The sequence below is a fragment of the Klebsiella sp. Sb-30 genome (genome assembly GCF_057652795.1).
The window spans coordinates 4,144,526-4,161,797 of sequence record NZ_CM172749.1 but is presented as its reverse complement, the minus strand read 5'-3'; the positions used below and the strand labels follow the sequence as shown (position 1 = coordinate 4,161,797).

15 protein-coding genes are annotated in these 17,272 nt (G+C 54.7%); 7 read left to right on the top strand and 8 right to left on the bottom strand.

The features are described 5' to 3' along the window. Nucleotides 1-2: 2 nt before the first annotated feature. The 4 genes from phoR (at nucleotide 3) to malZ (ending at nucleotide 6,488) form a co-directional block, all read left to right on the top strand. Complete coding sequence (gene phoR, locus AC236I_RS19465; protein ID WP_004858536.1) at nucleotides 3-1,298, top strand: phosphate regulon sensor histidine kinase PhoR; 1,296 nt, start codon at nucleotides 3-5, stop codon at nucleotides 1,296-1,298. Nucleotides 1,299-1,712: 414 nt separating this feature from the next. Then, entirely contained in the window at nucleotides 1,713-3,032 is a 1,320-nt protein-coding gene (brnQ, locus tag AC236I_RS19460; RefSeq protein WP_004858542.1) for a branched-chain amino acid transporter carrier protein BrnQ, read from the top strand. Between the two features lie 122 nt (nucleotides 3,033-3,154). Further along, nucleotides 3,155-4,528 (top strand): proline-specific permease ProY, encoded by a 1,374-nt coding sequence (proY, locus tag AC236I_RS19455; protein WP_004858545.1) that lies wholly within the window; start codon nucleotides 3,155-3,157, stop codon nucleotides 4,526-4,528. 136 nt (nucleotides 4,529-4,664) lie between these two features. Further along, nucleotides 4,665-6,488: a maltodextrin glucosidase gene (malZ, locus tag AC236I_RS19450; protein ID WP_004858546.1), complete on the top strand. Its 1,824-nt coding sequence runs from the start codon at nucleotides 4,665-4,667 to the stop codon at nucleotides 6,486-6,488. Here the strand turns inward: malZ and AC236I_RS19445 are convergent. Continuing rightward, nucleotides 6,479-7,381 carry a LysR substrate-binding domain-containing protein gene (locus tag AC236I_RS19445; protein WP_004858549.1) on the bottom strand — a complete coding sequence of 301 codons (903 nt, stop codon included), beginning with the start codon at nucleotides 7,379-7,381 and terminating at the stop codon, nucleotides 6,479-6,481. The genes malZ and AC236I_RS19445 overlap by 10 nt on opposite strands. Nucleotides 7,382-7,718: 337 nt before the next feature. On the opposite strand from AC236I_RS19445, the gene AC236I_RS19440 reads away from it, so the two are divergent. From AC236I_RS19440 to AC236I_RS19430, 3 genes are all read left to right on the top strand, one after another. Beyond that, entirely contained in the window at nucleotides 7,719-8,360 is a 642-nt protein-coding gene (locus AC236I_RS19440) for a hydrolase (protein ID WP_004858552.1), read from the top strand. 182 nt (nucleotides 8,361-8,542) lie between these two features. Continuing rightward, entirely contained in the window at nucleotides 8,543-9,088 is a 546-nt protein-coding gene (locus AC236I_RS19435; RefSeq protein ID WP_004858556.1) for an antibiotic biosynthesis monooxygenase, read from the top strand. 24 nt (nucleotides 9,089-9,112) lie between these two features. Continuing rightward, complete coding sequence (locus tag AC236I_RS19430) at nucleotides 9,113-10,981, top strand: amidohydrolase (RefSeq protein ID WP_160873222.1); 1,869 nt, start codon at nucleotides 9,113-9,115, stop codon at nucleotides 10,979-10,981. Between the two features lie 89 nt (nucleotides 10,982-11,070). Here the strand turns inward: AC236I_RS19430 and fba are convergent, their stop codons facing one another. The 7 genes from fba to acpH all read right to left on the bottom strand — a co-directional run bounded on the left by fba (nucleotide 11,071) and on the right by acpH (nucleotide 17,052). Continuing rightward, nucleotides 11,071-11,931, bottom strand: a complete 861-nt coding sequence (gene fba / locus AC236I_RS19425; protein ID WP_004858561.1) for a class II fructose-1,6-bisphosphate aldolase — start codon at nucleotides 11,929-11,931, stop codon at nucleotides 11,071-11,073. Between the two features lie 17 nt (nucleotides 11,932-11,948). Then, nucleotides 11,949-12,911 (bottom strand): carbohydrate kinase family protein, encoded by a 963-nt coding sequence (locus AC236I_RS19420; protein ID WP_004858562.1) that lies wholly within the window; start codon nucleotides 12,909-12,911, stop codon nucleotides 11,949-11,951. A gap of 62 nt (nucleotides 12,912-12,973) precedes the next feature. After that, nucleotides 12,974-14,365 (bottom strand): PTS ascorbate transporter subunit IIC, encoded by a 1,392-nt coding sequence (gene ulaA, locus AC236I_RS19415; RefSeq protein WP_004858563.1) that lies wholly within the window; start codon nucleotides 14,363-14,365, stop codon nucleotides 12,974-12,976. Between the two features lie 168 nt (nucleotides 14,366-14,533). Then, on the bottom strand, nucleotides 14,534-14,821 hold the full coding sequence (locus AC236I_RS19410) for a PTS sugar transporter subunit IIB (protein ID WP_004858566.1): 288 nt from the start codon (nucleotides 14,819-14,821) through the stop codon (nucleotides 14,534-14,536). Continuing rightward, nucleotides 14,815-15,270 (bottom strand): PTS sugar transporter subunit IIA, encoded by a 456-nt coding sequence (locus tag AC236I_RS19405; RefSeq protein WP_487608594.1) that lies wholly within the window; start codon nucleotides 15,268-15,270, stop codon nucleotides 14,815-14,817. The genes AC236I_RS19410 and AC236I_RS19405 overlap by 7 nt, the downstream gene beginning before the upstream one ends. A gap of 428 nt (nucleotides 15,271-15,698) precedes the next feature. Continuing rightward, complete coding sequence (locus AC236I_RS19400; protein ID WP_004858569.1) at nucleotides 15,699-16,301, bottom strand: peroxiredoxin; 603 nt, start codon at nucleotides 16,299-16,301, stop codon at nucleotides 15,699-15,701. Between the two features lie 169 nt (nucleotides 16,302-16,470). Beyond that, the gene (acpH, locus tag AC236I_RS19395) at nucleotides 16,471-17,052 is read right to left on the bottom strand and encodes an ACP phosphodiesterase (protein WP_054829079.1); all 582 of its coding nucleotides are present in this window, start codon (nucleotides 17,050-17,052) and stop codon (nucleotides 16,471-16,473) included. Nucleotides 17,053-17,272: the final 220 nt, after the last annotated feature.

Below are 17,272 nucleotides of genomic sequence, written 5' to 3'. Positions count from 1 at the left end.
CCGTGCTGGAACGGCTGTCATGGAAAAGGCTGGCGCTTGAGCTTTTCTTATGTTGTATCCCGGCCCTGATTCTTGGGGCGGTGGTGGGTTATCTGCCGTGGTTTTTACTGGCGGCAGTAACCGGACTTCTCATCTGGCATTTCTGGAATTTATTACGTCTTTCATGGTGGCTATGGGTCGACCGTAGCATGACGCCACCGCCGGGAAGAGGCAGCTGGGAACCGCTGCTCTACGGCCTTCACCAGATGCAGATGCGCAATAAAAAGCGCCGACGCGAACTGGGTAGTCTGATCAAACGCTTTCGTAGCGGGGCTGAGTCTTTGCCCGATGCGGTGGTGCTGACGACGGAGGAGGGGGCCATCTTCTGGTGTAATGGCCTGGCCCAGCAGATCCTCAATTTGCGTTGGCCGGACGACAGCGGACAAAATATTCTCAACCTCCTGCGCTACCCTGAATTTGCTCATTACCTCAAAAACAGGGATTTCTCAAAGCCGCTCAATCTGGTCCTCAATACTGCTCGTCATCTGGAGATCCGCGTCATGCCCTACAGCGACAAACAGTGGCTGATGGTGGCGCGCGATGTCACGCAGATGCACCAGCTGGAAGGCGCGCGGCGCAACTTTTTTGCCAACGTCAGCCATGAGCTTCGCACGCCGTTAACGGTACTGCAGGGCTATCTGGAGATGATGCAGGAGCAGGTGCTGGAAGGGATGACGCGCGAAAAAGCGCTGCATACGATGCGCGAGCAAACCCAGCGCATGGAGGGGTTAGTCAAGCAGCTGCTGACGCTGTCGCGGATTGAAGCGGCGCCGACGCTGGCCATGAATGACAAAATCGACGTGCCGATGATGCTGCGGGTGGTGGAGCGGGAAGCCCAGACGCTAAGCCAGCAGAAGCAGACGCTCCACTTCCACGTCGATGAGACGCTGGTGGTACTGGGCAACGAAGAGCAGCTGCGCAGCGCGATCTCCAATCTGGTGTATAACGCAATCAACCATACGCCAGCGGGGACAGAGATTACCGTCAGCTGGCAACGGGCGCCGCATGGCGCGTTGTTCAGCGTCGAGGATAACGGTCCGGGGATTGCGCCCGAGCACATTCCGCGTCTGACCGAGCGATTCTATCGCGTGGATAAGGCGCGTTCGCGGCAAACCGGCGGCAGCGGTCTTGGGCTGGCGATCGTCAAACATGCGGTGAATCATCACGACAGTCGTCTGGAAATTGAGAGTACGGTAGGCCAAGGGACGCGTTTTAGTTTCTTACTCCCGGAACGTTTAATTGCCAAAAAAAGCGCCTGAACGCACCCTTGTCAACATGACTTGCCAATGACCAGCTTCGGCTGGTCATTTTCGTTTGCAGTCACTTTTTAGCCGCGTAATTAATGAACGCCTGCTGCTTTTTTGTTCGCATGATTAGCCGGAGGTTTTCCTTAGATATGGTCAATAATCCCGCTCGCAAAAATAGACTTAGCATAATCATCTGCTTTTGCGATCCCGCCTTGCATTAAAACGTTATAAGCGTTTAAATTGCCCCCCATGCAGTCGCAGACAGACTGTTTTTGCGTGGTAATTCAAAAAACAATTCTTTCCCACGCGTGTTCGGGAGCATATCCCGCTGATTTTTCCGGCAACCACCGCTGTATCCTCCCTCAGGGGAAGACACGGTATTTTCCGTTTGTTAACAACACCACATCCACAGGCAGTAATGAATTTATGACCCATCAGTTAAAATCTCGCGACATTATCGCGTTGGGCTTTATGACCTTCGCGTTGTTCGTTGGCGCAGGCAACATTATCTTCCCTCCGATGGTGGGTTTACAGGCTGGTGAACACGTCTGGACCGCCGCTATTGGCTTTCTGATTACCGCCGTGGGTTTACCGGTGCTGACGGTCGTGGCGCTGGCGAAAGTCGGCGGCGGCGTGGAAAGCCTGAGTACGCCGATCGGCAAAGTGGCCGGCATCCTGCTGGCCGTGGTCTGCTACCTGGCCGTTGGCCCGCTGTTTGCGACGCCGCGTACCGCAACGGTCTCTTTTGAAGTCGGGATTGCCCCGCTGACCGGCGACGGCGCGATGCCGCTGATGATTTACAGCGTGATCTATTTCGCGCTGGTGATCCTGGTTTCGCTCTATCCGGGTAAGCTGCTGGATACGGTGGGCAATTTCCTCGCCCCGTTGAAAATTATTGCGCTGATCATTTTGTCCGTTGCGGCAGTTATCTGGCCGGCTGGCCCGATCAGCAATGCGCTGGAAGCTTACCGCACCGCGCCGTTCTCTAACGGCTTCGTCAACGGCTATCTGACCATGGATACGCTGGGTGCCATGGTATTCGGTATCGTCATTGTTAACGCCGCACGCTCCCGCGGCGTAAGTGAAGCGCGCCTGCTGACTCGCTACACCGTCTGGGCCGGACTGATGGCCGGCGTGGGGCTGACGCTGCTGTATCTGGCGCTGTTCCGCCTCGGGTCTGATAGCGCGACACTGGTGGATCAATCCGCTAACGGCGCGGCGATTCTGCATGCCTATGTCCAGCACACCTTCGGTGGCGCGGGGAGCTTTATGCTGGCGGCGCTGATTTTCATCGCTTGTCTGGTCACTGCGGTGGGCCTGACCTGCGCCTGCGCTGAATTCTTCGCGCAGTATCTGCCGTTATCCTATCGCTCGCTGGTGTTTATCCTCGGTATTTTCTCGATGGCGGTCTCCAACCTGGGGCTGAGCCATCTGATTCAGATTTCGATTCCGGTACTGACGGCTATCTATCCGCCATGTATCGCCCTGGTGGTCTTAAGCTTTACCCGCAACTGGTGGCATAATTCGTCCCGCGTCATTGCGCCGGCCATGTTTATCAGCCTGATGTTTGGTATCATTGACGGCATTAAATCGTCGGCATTCGCGGACATGTTACCGGCCTGGACCTCGCGTCTGCCGCTGGCTGAACAGGGTCTTGCCTGGCTGATGCCTACCGCCGTGATGGTGGTTCTGGCGGTGATCTGGGACCGTGCGGCAGGACGTCAGGTGACCTCCAGCGCGCATTAACCGACGGTTTTAATCAGTGTTAAGCCACGGGACTTTGGGTCCCGTGGTTTTTTGTTTTTCAGGTAATCCTCTTTTGCGCCTGCTCCGGCGAAGGCCTGAAGAGAAAAACGGCATGGAATACGATGGAAAGTAGTAACAAACTTAAGCGCGGGCTAAGTACCCGGCATATCCGCTTTATGGCGCTGGGATCCGCAATTGGTACCGGCCTGTTCTATGGTTCAGCTGACGCCATTAAAATGGCGGGCCCGAGCGTCCTGCTGGCCTATATTATCGGCGGCGCGGCCGCGTATATTATTATGCGCGCGCTGGGCGAAATGTCGGTACATAACCCTGCCGCCAGCTCATTTTCCCGCTATGCGCAGGATTATCTCGGCCCGCTGGCGGGCTATATCACCGGCTGGACCTACTGCTTTGAAATTCTGATTGTCGCGATTGCCGACGTGACGGCTTTCGGAATTTATATGGGCGTCTGGTTTCCGACGGTACCGCACTGGATCTGGGTGCTCAGCGTGGTGCTGATTATCTGCGCCGTCAATCTGATGAGTGTTAAGGTCTTCGGCGAGCTGGAGTTTTGGTTCTCGTTCTTTAAAGTTGCCACCATCATCATCATGATTATTGCCGGTTTCGGCATCATTATCTGGGGTATCGGCAACGGCGGACAGCCCACCGGCATCCATAATCTGTGGAGTCACGGCGGCTTCTTCAGCAACGGCTGGCTGGGAATGGTGATGTCGCTGCAGATGGTGATGTTCGCCTACGGCGGGATAGAGATCATCGGTATCACCGCCGGTGAAGCGAAAGACCCGGAGAAATCGATTCCGCGCGCGATTAACTCGGTCCCAATGCGCATTCTGGTGTTCTATGTGGGCACGCTGTTCGTGATTATGTCCATTTATCCGTGGAATCAGGTGGGCACTGACGGCAGCCCGTTCGTGCTGACCTTCCAGCATATGGGCATTGCGTTTGCCGCCAGTATCCTTAACTTTGTGGTGCTGACCGCCTCGCTGTCGGCGATTAACAGCGACGTCTTCGGCGTCGGACGTATGCTGCACGGCATGGCCGAGCAGGGCAGCGCGCCGAAGATTTTCGCCAAAACCTCGCGTCGCGGGATCCCGTGGGTGACGGTGATGGTGATGACCGTTGCGCTGCTGTTTGCGGTCTATCTTAACTACATCATGCCGGAAAACGTCTTCCTGGTGATTGCGTCACTGGCCACTTTCGCCACCGTCTGGGTGTGGATCATGATCCTGCTGTCGCAGATTGCCTTCCGCCGTCGCCTGTCGCCGGAAGAGGCGAAAGCGCTGAAGTTTAAGGTGCCGGGTGGCGTCGCCACGACGGCCGTGGGTCTGGTGTTCCTCGTCTTTATTATTGCGCTGATTGGCTACCATCCGGATACCCGTATCTCGCTGTACGTCGGTTTCGCCTGGATTGTGCTGCTATTGGCTGGCTGGAAGTTGAAAACTCGCCGCGACCGCCAGCTGGCGCAGGCACAGTAACGCTCCCCCGCGCCTGCCGGATTTGGCAGGCGCGTTCTCCACCCCCATTATCCTCCCCCAATAATTCCTGTGATGATGAGTCATACGCCGGTGGGCTGTGGCAAGGTGTGCCCATTCTAAAGAGAGAGGAATGACGATGTTGAAGGCATGGCACCTGCCTGTGGCTCCGTTTATCAAGGAGCAGCAGGAACGACTCTTTATCACTTTATGGCTCAGCGGCGACGATCTGCCGCAGCGGGTGACGTTGCGTGCGGAAGAAGATAATGAAGAGCTCTCGCTGCCGATGCACCGACTGCGCCAGGAGCCGCATCCGGGCGTCGTGGCGTGGCGGGGCGAAATCAATCTTGCCAGCGGCCAGCCGCGTCGGCGCTACAGTTTTAAGCTGCTGTGGGCGGATCGTCAGCGCTGGTTCACGCCGCAGGGCTTTAACCGTTTTCCGCCGGCGCGACTGGAACAGTTCGCCGTCGATCTGCCGGATAGCGGCCCGCAGTGGGTGGCCGATCAGGTCTTTTATCAAATTTTCCCTGACCGTTTTGCGCGCAGCGAGACACGAGAAGCGGAACAGGATCGGGTCTATCATCATCACGCCGCCGGGCGCGATATTGTCCGGAAATCGTGGGATGAGCCGTTAACCGGCGAAGCGGGCGGGTCGACGTTTTTTGGCGGCGACCTCGATGGGATCAGCGAGAAACTGCCGTATCTCAAGCAGCTTGGCGTGACCGCGCTCTATCTGAACCCGGTATTCGTCGCCCCCAGCGTGCATAAATACGATACCGAAGATTATCGCCGCGTCGATCCGCAATTCGGTGGCGACGGTGCGCTGCTGCGTCTGCGCCACAACACGCAGCGAGAAGGGATGCGTCTGATTCTTGACGGTGTGTTTAACCATACCGGCGATTCGCACGCCTGGTTTGACCGCCACCAGCGCGGCAGCAGCGGGGCGTGTCACCATGCCGATTCGCCGTGGCGCGACTGGTTTACCATCTCTCCTGAAGGGGAAGCACATAGCTGGCTGGGCTACGCCAGCCTGCCTAAGCTGGATTATCAGTCCGCAAGCCTGGTGAATGAAATCTACGCCGGAGAAGACAGCATTGTCCGCCACTGGCTGAAAGCGCCGTGGAGCATGGACGGCTGGCGGCTGGACGTGGTGCATATGCTGGGGGAAGGCGGCGGGGCGCGCAACAACCTGCGCCATATTGCCGGTATTACCGCGGCGGCGAAGCAGACGCAGCCCGAATCCTTTGTCTTCGGCGAGCACTTTGGCGACGCCCGCCAGTGGCTCCAGGCGGACGCTGAAGATGCCGCCATGAACTACCGCGGTTTTACCTTCCCGCTGTGGGGATTCCTCGCCAATACCGATATCTCTTACGATCCGCAGAAGATTGACGCGCAGACCTGCGTCGCCTGGATGGATAACTATCGCGCCGGGCTGTCGCATCAACAGCAGCTGCGGATGTTTAACCAGCTGGACAGTCACGATACCGCGCGCTTTAAGTCGCTGCTGGGCAAAGATGTCGCACGCCTGCCGCTGGCGGTCGTATGGCTGTTTTGCTGGCCGGGCGTCCCCTGCATCTACTACGGCGATGAAGTGGGCGTCGATGGCAACAACGATCCCTTCTGTCGTAAACCCTTCCCGTGGGATCCTGCCCTGCAGGATACCGTGCTGCTGGGACTGTATAAGCGGATGGCGAAGCTGCGCAAAGCCAATAAGGCACTGCGATACGGCGGCTGCCAGGTGATTTATGCCGAAGAGAACGTGGTGGTATTTGCTCGCGTGTATAAGCAGCTGCGTGTGCTGGTGGCCATCAACCGCGGCGAAGCCTGCGAAGTCGTTGTCGAGGATTCGCCGCTGCTGGACGTTGGCGAATGGCAGGTGAAAGAGGGCGCCGGCACGTTGCATGATGGTGTGCTGAGCCTGCCTGCTATTTCCGCCAGCGTCTGGTTCAGCCGTCAGGAGTAGAGCTGGTTCAGGAACGGGTCGCGGAGAATCGCCTCCCGCCACCAGCGCTGGGCGAGGCCGTCGTTGTCGCTGCGCCAGGCGATATAGGTGAGATCTTTCTCGCGGCAGGAGAGGACCGGCTTTTCTATCAGCTCTCCGTTCTCCAGCCACGGCTGCGCGATATGGCGAGGTAAAAAACCGCAGCCCAGCCCGGCGCGCAGCAGCGCCACCTTACTGGCAAAATCGTCGACGCGAATTTGCGGCTGTTCGGCGAGGAGATTGCTGTTGAGCGGATGGCAATAGCGGGCGCTGTCGCTAATCACCACCGCGCGATGCAGGCTCAGCTGCTTGTTATTGAGCGGCTGCGTCGCCTCGGCGAGCGGGTGAACGGGAGCGACAACGAAGACATTATCCAGCGCACCGACCATTTTCCACGACCATTCGGCGGAGGTGGGCGGTTCGTTGATGGCGCCGAGCATAATATCTGCGCCGTTGCGGGTCAGCTCTTCCCAGGATCCGGCCAGCGTATGGTGGGTAAAGTTGAGCCGGGTTTGCGGATTTTGCGCGTAAAAAGCGTCGATCAGCGGCAGCAGACGTTCAAAAGGGAAAGAGGCATCGAGCGCGATAGCCAGATCCCGCTCCCAGCCGGCTTCCAGCTGTACGGCCTGTTTTTCCAGATCTTTTGCGGCGTTAATCAGCAAACGCCCCTTCTCGAGCACCATTCTGCCGGTATCGGTAAACTTCGCCCGATGACCGCTGCGATCCAGCAGGGTGATATCCAGATCGCTTTCCAGCTTCTGGATCATATAGCTCAGGGCGGCAGGGGTCTTATACAACGACTCTGCGGCGGTGGCGAAAGATCCGTGGGTATCTAACGCGTCCAGAATCAGCAGAACATCAAGGTTTAAGCGCATCCATTACTTACCGGTTAACAAGGGTGACTCAGTTTTACCGAAGCCGGATGGTCAATGCCAGTGAATAATTTAGAACCCTTTCGCGTAAATTTTTGATTAGTATTGCTAACCAAACAGCCAACTTTTTATATTTTGACCCGATGGTCTTGCTCTCTTTCCGCCTTCATACCTCTGAAATTTATCGCCCGTAGCTTATGTATTTAGCAATAGCACGGAGAATTTCTTTAATAACTCGTTAGAAATAACTGACTATACTCAGCAGGCTTTATCCGTCACGATTCAGACCCACAGCAACTTGTTTTATATCTCTTTAACTCATTGATTAAGAAGGTATATCATGTCTATTCGGGAACTGATCGATCCAACCAACTCGACCCTGATTTTTATTGACCATCAGCCGCAGATGTCGTTTGGCGTTGCCAATATTGACCGCCAGACGCTGAAAAACAACACCGTTGCCCTGGCTAAAGCCGGCAAAATTTTTAATGTTCCGGTTATTTATACTTCCGTTGAGACCAAAAGTTTTAGCGGCTATATCTGGCCAGAATTACTGGCGGTCCATCCGCAGGTTAAACCGATTGAACGTACATCGATGAACTCCTGGGAAGATGCCGCTTTTGTTGAGGCGGTCAAAGCCACCGGACGCAAAAAATTGATTATTTCTGCGCTGTGGACCGAAGTGTGCCTGACCTTCCCGGCGCTGATGGCTTTGGAAGAGGGGTTTGAAGTCTACGTGGTTACCGACACCTCCGGCGGCACCTCCGTTGACGCCCATGAACGGTCAATTGACCGCATGGTGCAGGCCGGTGCAGTTCCGGTCACCTGGCAGCAGGTCCTGCTGGAATACCAGCGCGACTGGTCACGCAAAGAGACGTATGACGCGGTCATGGATCTGGTTCGCGAACACAGCGGCGCTTACGGGATGGGCGTGGATTACGCCTACACCATGGTGCACGGTGCGCCGGAACGTAAAGCCTGAATACACTTCATCCTTCAGGCAGCCTCTTTGTTGGCTTCGTTGGCCCGCCCGGTCACTGACTTATGTCAGTTCCCGGGGACGTACAAGCTTGCCGCCTCGAGGCAGCATGAATGATTTTGTGTATTGTCATTGATGGAGAATAACGGCAATTTCCGCCATTCTCCGCAGCAAGGAGCCCGGTCATGACGCAACAGAAATCGGTGACCCTGGTAATAAGCCATACGCTCGATCCCGAGCACGGGGAACGCTATGAGCAGTGGTTAGGCAAAATTATGCCTGTCGCGGCAGAGTTTCCCGGCCATCTGGGCGCTAACGTGATTCGCCCGACCGCCGGGCAGAATTTGTGGAGCGTCATTATTCGTTTTGACACCATTGAACACCTCTATGCCTGGACGCAGTCAGAAACGCGTCGCGAACTGGTTGCGGAAATTGCGCCGCTGCTCAATGAAGGCGATCGCACGGAAGTGCGGACCGAACCCGCATTCTGGTTCACTCCACCGGCAGCGAATGTACGCCAGCCGCTACGCTGGAAGCAGTTTCTGATGACGCTGCTGGTGATCTTTCCCAGTACTAACCTGGTGCCCTGGCTGACCGGGATGTTCCTTCCCTCATTGCGGGGAAGCCTGCTGCTGCATTTGATAAATGATGCCTGTGTGGTCGCGCTGGTGGTCTGGTTCTGGATGCCCATCGTGACCCGTCTGTTTGCTGGCTGGTTAAAGAAAAACTGAGTCAGCCTCCTGAAGGAGAGCGTTATGTCGCAAACTGCCACACTGATCCTGACCAACGGCCGAATTCATACCCTCGACCGCACGAACCCGCTGACCGAGGCGATCGCGATCGCCAACGGCAAGATCCTCGCCACCGGCAGCCGCGATCGGATCATGAGTTTTGCTGCGCAAGGGACGCAGATCGTTGATCTACAAGGCCATACGGTGATCCCCGGCCTGAACGATTCCCACCTGCACCTGATCCGCGGCGGGCTGAATTATAATCTCGAGCTGCGCTGGGAGGGGGTTCCGTCGCTGGCGGACGCGCTGCGCATGCTGAAAGATCAGGCCGATCGCACGCCGTCTCCGCAATGGGTGCGCGTTGTCGGCGGCTGGAGTGAATTTCAGTTCGCCGAACGGCGCATGCCCACCCTCGAGGAGTTGAACGAGGCGGCGCCGGATACGCCGGTATTTGTCCTCCATCTCTACGATCGCGCGCTGCTGAACCGTGCGGCGCTGAAAGCCGTGGGTTACACCAAAGAGACGCCGGATCCGGCCGGCGGTGAAATCGTGCGCGATAGCCGCGGTAACCCCACCGGGATGCTGATCGCCAAACCTAACGCGATGATTCTCTATGCGACCCTGGCGAAAGGGCCGAAGCTGCCGCTGGAGCAGCAGGTCAATTCGACGCGCCAGTTTATGCGTGAGCTGAACCGGCTTGGCCTCACCAGCGCGATTGATGCCGGGGGCGGTTTCCAGAACTACCCGGAAGATTATGAAATTATTGAACAGCTGCATGCGCAAGAGCAGATGACCGTGCGTATTGCCTATAACCTGTTTACCCAGCGGCCAAAACAGGAGCTGGATGATTTCGAACGCTGGACCGATATGCTGAAACCGGGACAGGGGACCGACTTTTTCCGTGCCAACGGCGCCGGCGAAATGCTGGTCTTCTCGGCGGCGGATTTTGAAGATTTCCTGCAGCCGCGTCCGGACCTGCCGGAAGGGATGGAAGACGAGCTGGAGCGGGTGGTACGCCATCTGGTGGAACACCGCTGGCCGTTCCGCCTGCATGCCACCTATGATGAATCCATCAGCCGGATGCTGGATGTTTTTGAGAAGGTGAACCGCGATATTCCGTTTAACGGCCTGCACTGGTTCTTTGACCATGCGGAGACCATTACCGAGCGGAATATTGAACGCGTGAAGGCGCTCGGCGGCGGTATCGCGGTACAGCACCGAATGGCTTTCCAGGGCGAATATTTTGTCGATCGCTATGGCAAAGAGGCGGTTAAGCATACGCCGCCGGTGGCGAAAATGCTGGCGCTGGACGTGCCGGTGGGACTGGGGACCGATGCGACGCGTGTCGCGAGCTACAACCCGTGGACCGCACTCTACTGGCTGGTCTCCGGGCGTACCGTGGGCGGCATGGCGATGTATGACGACAGCAACCGTCTGCCGCGCGAGGTGGCGCTGGAGCTGTGGACCGCGGGCAGCGCCTGGTTCTCCAGTGAACAAGGTAAAAAAGGGCGTATTGAGAAAGATCAGCTGGCCGATCTGGTGGTGCTGTCCAAAGACTATTTCAGCGTGCCGGAAGAGGAGATCAAAGGCATTGAGTCGGTGCTGACGGTGGTCGATGGCAAAGTGGTTTATGCCGCTGGGCATTTTTCGCCGCTGGCGCCGCCGCCGATTCCTGTTCTGCCGGAGTGGTCTCCGGTGGTCAAGGTGCCGGGCCACTATCGTTCCGCTCCGCCTGCGGCGGCGAAAATCGGGGCGATAGTCCAGATGCACCAGTGCTGCGGCAGCTGCGGCGTGCACGGTCATCAGCATGATATTGCCCGTCAGTCGTCGGTGCCGGTATCGGACGAGCAGGCGTTCTGGGGCGTGATGGGCTGTTCCTGCTTTGCGTTTTAGCCTCTGACAGGTTAACGCGCTCCCCCGGCGAGGCCGCCGGGGGAGCGCGGAGCGCGACCACCTGATGACGCATCAACGATATGCCGGGCTTAGCCCCGGTTCTGAGAGCCAAATAGCTGGATCCGGCGGGCGACCATCTCGCGCACGGGCAGCAAGCCTTGGCGGATAACTTTGCGCGGATCGTTAATATCGTGACCGTTATCGGCGGCGAACAGCGCTTTCACGGCTTCGCACCAGGCGTACATATTCTCGGTGTTGACGTTAATTTTTGCCGTACCGCAGGCAATTGCTTTGCGCATATCGTCGTCAGCAATACCGGTCCCGCCGTGAAGTACCAGCGGTACTTTAACAAGCTCTGATATGGCTTTCATTTCGGCAAAGCCGAGTTTAGCCTTCCCTTTATAAAGCCCGTGTGTAGAACCGAGCGCTGCCGCGAGGCAGTCTACCTGCGTTTCGCTGACCAGGGTAAAGCACTCCTGCGGATCGGCATAGATAACCTCAGAATTCACGATGCCATCTTCACTGCCGGCAATGGTTCCCAGCTCGGCTTCAACGGAGATGCCTCTGCTGTGCGCCAGGTCGACCAGATGGCGGGTGATCGCCAGGTTTTCCGCAAACGGCAAATGGGAGCCATCAAACATAATCGAGCTAAAGCCGGCTTCAATGGCCGCTTCGCAGGCCTCGCGCGTGGTCCCGTGATCGAGATGCAATGCGACAGGAATATCAATCTGTAGATAGTCCATCGCATTGACCACGATGTCATGAATGCATTTCAGGCCCAGCATATGTTTTACCGTACCGCCGGAGACCCCCAAAATAATGGGTGAGCGGAGCTGTTGCCCGGTGCTTAATACGGCGCCAACCCATTCCAGATTATTAATATTGAACTGCCCTACGGCATAACCGTCCCGTAGGGCATGCTGAAGCATGTCCTTCATAGAAACTAACATAATCACCTCGGAATCAATTATTCATCAAAATACTGCGTTAAGTTTCTTTCGTAGCTGTTTAATGCATTATGAACAACGGCAAGATCCGGCATGGATTCACGAACACCTTTTTTCTCAATAGAGATTGCGGCGGTCAGGCTGGCAAAAAGAATAATATTATCGATATGCCATGAATAATGAACGCCGTAAGTGAAAGCACCATGAAAAACATCGCCGGCGCCGGTCGTATCGACGGCCTGACATTGCCAGGCGGGGACAATGTGCAGCATCCCGCTCTTTAAAAAGGCACAGCCTTTTTCTCCAAGAGTAATAAAAGCCTCACCCCGGCAGATTTTATTCAGTTCGAGAAGGGCTGTTTTTAGCTCTTTCTCAGTGCTCAGCGCGCGGTAGCTCATATAGTCTCTGGCGAAATGTTCACTGACGACGAAATAATCAGTCCAGGCCGCCAGTTTGATATTACTGGCACGTAAGGAGCCGCCATCCATGACCACGCGGGCCGCGGGGAGTTTTTTAATTAAATACTCGCTGATTTCCGCTTCATGACCATCAATTAACAGGGTCACCGGTTCTTCTGAAGCAATAAGGCGCTGTGCGAGATCGTCAAGTTTCAGTTTTTGATCGTAGGTCAACGAAGGTGGCGTTTGCATTTTACGGGTAATAATGGTTCGCGAGCCCGTTAAACGGTTAACCAGCACCGATGCCAGCGGGGTGATCATCTCATCGGAAAAGACGATGTGGCTGGTATCGACTCCGGCCTGAGCAAATTCATCGACGATACGCTGACCGTAAATATCCGCATTGAGATGACCGATGTAATAGACATCCTCGCCCCATAATCCCAGCAGCCATGCGGCATTTGCCGCCGGACCGCCGCCGCTTTCAATAAAGTCGTGGCAGAAGTTTTTGGTGTTTTCCTGCGGCCACTCATTCAGAAAGAAGAACTGATCAAAACATGAAAATCCTATGGACAATATAGCCATAACTACTCCTGATAATGTCGTCAGCTGCGGGAAGAATGCTTCCCGCAGGGAAAAATGAAACCCTATTCATTTTTCTTATTCGCCGTGAGCGCTTCGTAGCTGAGCGTATCTCCTACCACGCGCACTGAGCGGAAGCAGAAAGGCACCAGCAGAGCGATGAGCAGGGCGAGGCAAATCAAATAGATGGTTATCTGGCCAAACTGGGTAAACGCATTACCGATAATGATGCCCCATACCGCGAAATCGAAATCGGCAAAGGTGCTGTTCTCAAAGCCCAGGCTGCCTAAAGCCGGGAGCAACATCGCCGGCAGGAAGGCGAGGAAGATGCCGCCAATGAACGAGGCAATGACGCAGCCGCGCTTGCCGCCCAGCTTGTCGGCGAAGACGCCGGAGGTCCCGCCGCAGAAGAAATGCGGCACCATGCCGGGAATGATTAGCGCCATACCGAAGGCGCCCAGCAGCAGCATTCCCACCAGACCACCGATAAAGGAGCTGATAAAACCGACGACTACCGCCGTTGGACTAAACGTAAAGAACACCGCGCAGTCTACGGCCGGAATCGAATCGGGAATCAGCTTCTGGCTAATCCCCTGGAATGCCGGTACCAGATCGCCAAGGATCAGACGCACGCCGTTGTAGACGATGGCGACGCCGACGGCAAACTGCAGCCCGGTCAGGATAGAGAAGATCAGCATGTTCTGATCCGTGATTGTCCGCAGGTATTCGGTGCCGGCCACGGCGCTACAGACAAAGTAGATAACGAACATCACGATCCCGGTAGTGACCGTGGTATCGCGCAGAAAGCCCCATTTTTCAGAGATTTCGGTATCGGCGAAAGAGTTCGCCGGGTTGCCGGTTTTGCTGGCGATCCACGCGGAGATGTAATACCCCAGAGAGCCAAAATGCCCCATCGCAATGCCGCCATCTTCGGTGACCTGCTTGGTATAGCGCTGACCGATTGCCGGGGAGATCGCCGACCAGGAGCCGAGTAAGAACCCGCCAATCAGTACCAGCATCCAGCCGCGGAATTCTGCCGCCTGCAGTACCGCAGAGAACAGACAGGCGAGGAAGAATGAGTGGTGACCGGTAAGGAAGATATATTTATACTTAGTGCAGCGAGCAATAAGCAGGTTAAAAATAAAACCTAACAGCAATATACTCATGGTTTCAACACCCAGTACCTTCTGGGCGACGGAAACAATAGCCTCGTTGTTAGGAATAACGCCACGAATATTAAATCCGGCTTCGATAATTCCGCCGAGCGGATTGAGGTTGGCAACGATAACCCCTGCACCGGCGCTGAGCATTAAATAACCGAGGATGGGCTTTAAGGTACCGGTGAGAAGTTTATTTCCGGGGGAACGCAGTGCCACTAAACCGACAAATGCGATAATCCCCATCAGAAATGCGGGTTGGCTGAATATTTCTGATAAGAATGTAAGTATAGCCTGCATGATCGTATCCTTAGAGCCTATCCCATTAGGCTATTTTATTTGCCATTTTGGCCCTGGGCAGTGCTCAAAATCCTCACGTACTGCGTGTACGCTCCGGTTTTTCCGCGCTGTCCGTGTCCAAACTGGCTGCAACAATGTACGCCTGCTGGGGTAGGCTCTTAATAATGATTAAGAATGAGTTGCAGCAATTTTTGTCAGAGCGTCGGTAATATCTTCAGCAATTTTTGCTTTATGTACATAGCTGCGAATAATGGCGACCTGACAATGCGCAGGGAACTGATTGGCTAATTCTTTGATGGTGATATAGAGATCGGCTTTCTCTCCGACGGCATTAGCAAAATCAACAGAGGCGACGTCAGCTTTGATCCCTAATTCATCACATATTTTTTTGACATTGCTTGCGGCCATTAATGAACTGCCAATCCCGTTACCACAAACTGTTCTGATAACTAACATAATGACGACTCCATTTTATTGTGGATGAAATTGAATACGGCATTGATGTCATGCTCTTCGCGAAGGAACGACACAATATCTGATTCAATCAGTGTGGCGATTATCTGGATCATTTTTATATGGTTATCGGCGTCGGCGCCGGCGATACCGATAATGACGCTCACCGGGTCAAACTCTTCGTGACCAAAGTGAAGCGGCTGGCGGGTGGTGATTAAAGAAAAGCCGGTGCGGATGGCCCCCTTTTCGGGGCGCGCGTGGGGCATCGCCAGGCCGCTATCAATAACAATGGCGGGACCAAAATTCTTATAGACGTCGAGCATCGCGGTGATGTATTCGGGGCGACAAATTTGCTGGCGGGCAAGTAGCGTCCCGGATAATTCGATAGCCTGACTGGCGCTGGTAATGTTCTGATCAAGTGCGATTAACCGGCGATCAAAAATGATTTCCATAATCCAATCCTTAACGCATTTATTTTCTGAGTTAAATCATGACGAAATAGAACACAGGAAATCATGGTTCAGATCACATTTGAATTTTTAAACCTTGAAGTTGATCACAGCGAAATGATTTTTGCGTTATTTTTTTAGGGAAAATAACATTTATTATTATGTTAATTATCAATTAGTTATAATTTTGTATTCAATTATTGAAATAATATCAGGTGGGAAAGATTAAAAATAAGAGCGATTTATTTTTTAGAAGTGTTTTGCGTATCACAAATATCATGGCAGTTTTTTATCAAAGTTTGAGTTTGCTAACAAAAAAAGCCATCTGAAAAGCATGAGGGAGCGGCGACTGCGCGATAGAGCGCAAAATGTGCTGCGGCAGGAGATAAAAAAGGCCCGCATGCGCGAGCCTTTTTCTGAACATGGGCCGATTACAGGCTGGACACGTTCTCGGTCAGGTATTTAGCTACGCCTTCCGGAGAAGCGGCCATACCTTCTTTTCCTTTTTCCCACTGTGCCGGGCAAACTTCACCGTGCTCTTCGTGGAACTGCAGCGCGTCAACCATACGCAGCATTTCGTCGATGTTACGACCCAGCGGCAGGTCGTTAACCACCTGGTGGCGAACTACGCCGTTAGCGTCGATCAGGAACGAGCCGCGCAGCGCCACGCCTTCGTCCGGGTGTTCGATACCGTAAGCTTTCTGGATTTCACGTTTGATATCAGCAACCATCGCGTATTTAACCGGACCGATACCGCCCTGGTCTACCGGGGTGTTACGCCATGCGTTGTGAACGAATTCAGAGTCGAAGGAGACGCCAACGACTTCTACGCCGCGCTTCTGGAATTCTTCATAACGTTTGTCAAAAGCGATCAGCTCAGACGGGCAAACGAAGGTGAAGTCCATCGGCCAGAAGAACAGGACGGTTGCTTTACCGTTGGTGTGTTGTTTGAAGTTGAATTTCTCAACGATTTCGCCGTTACCTAAAACAGCTGCTGCGGTAAAATCCGGAGCCTGACGAGTGACCAGAACCATATGATTCTCCTGTTAATAATAAGGTTAATTGGAACGCAACGCGGGCAAGTATAGGGACAGGTTCATGCGAACTCAACGTGACGTTGACAATCAATGAGATAGGTTTTGCCTATCAATTTATATCGGAAAACGGTGTTCAGAATAGCCTTTCTGTGAGAAAGCGCAATCTTTATAGTTCGCGCCTGGTGGCCTGCGCCATCATTCGCGGATAAAAATGCCAGAACTGCTGCTCGAGTTTATCGTAGTGCGTATCCAGATCCTGCCAGGAGTCGCGCAGGGCATCAAGGCGCGGACGACGGCTGGCCATGCCGTTGAGGACGCGCTGAATAAAGTCCATATCTTCATAGCGTTCAAGCCAGCGCTCCGACCACAAATAGGCATTGAGATTCACGAAACGCGGCGGCGAATCGGGTAATACCGGCGTGACCTGTGACTGGGCATAGCGGACAAACTCGTTGAGCGGCATATCAGGTGAAATACGCGCCCAGTGATGCGACAGGAAGTGATCCCACATCACATCCAGCGTAATGGGCGCCACGCGGCGGGTCTGCGGGCGAAACCAGTCGCGGGCTGCTTTGACTTCCGGCAGATTATCGGTCATGACATCGATGCGCCGGTGCATAAAAATACCGTCGACAATGTCGGCCGGGTAGTCCGCCTGGGGATTGCCGCGAACGAAATCTGCCAGAAGATTGCCGGGCAGGGAGCTGTCGGCGAGATGGGCTAAGTGCAGGTGTGCAAGAAAATTCATATACCTTTTATCCTTCAAACTGCCTCTTTATTGGCTTCAGCTTCCCGGCTCATCTTTGAGCCTCGTCCTCTCGGACCGCCACTCCGCGGCGTTCAAATCTGTTCCTGACGAATTTGTCATTCAGCTGCCGCGTCGATGCATCTTGAATGGTTTTGTGTATAGATTATGTTATTCGTCCAGAGGGGTAAAGGTTGCAGGGAGGACGCCCCGGCACTAGACT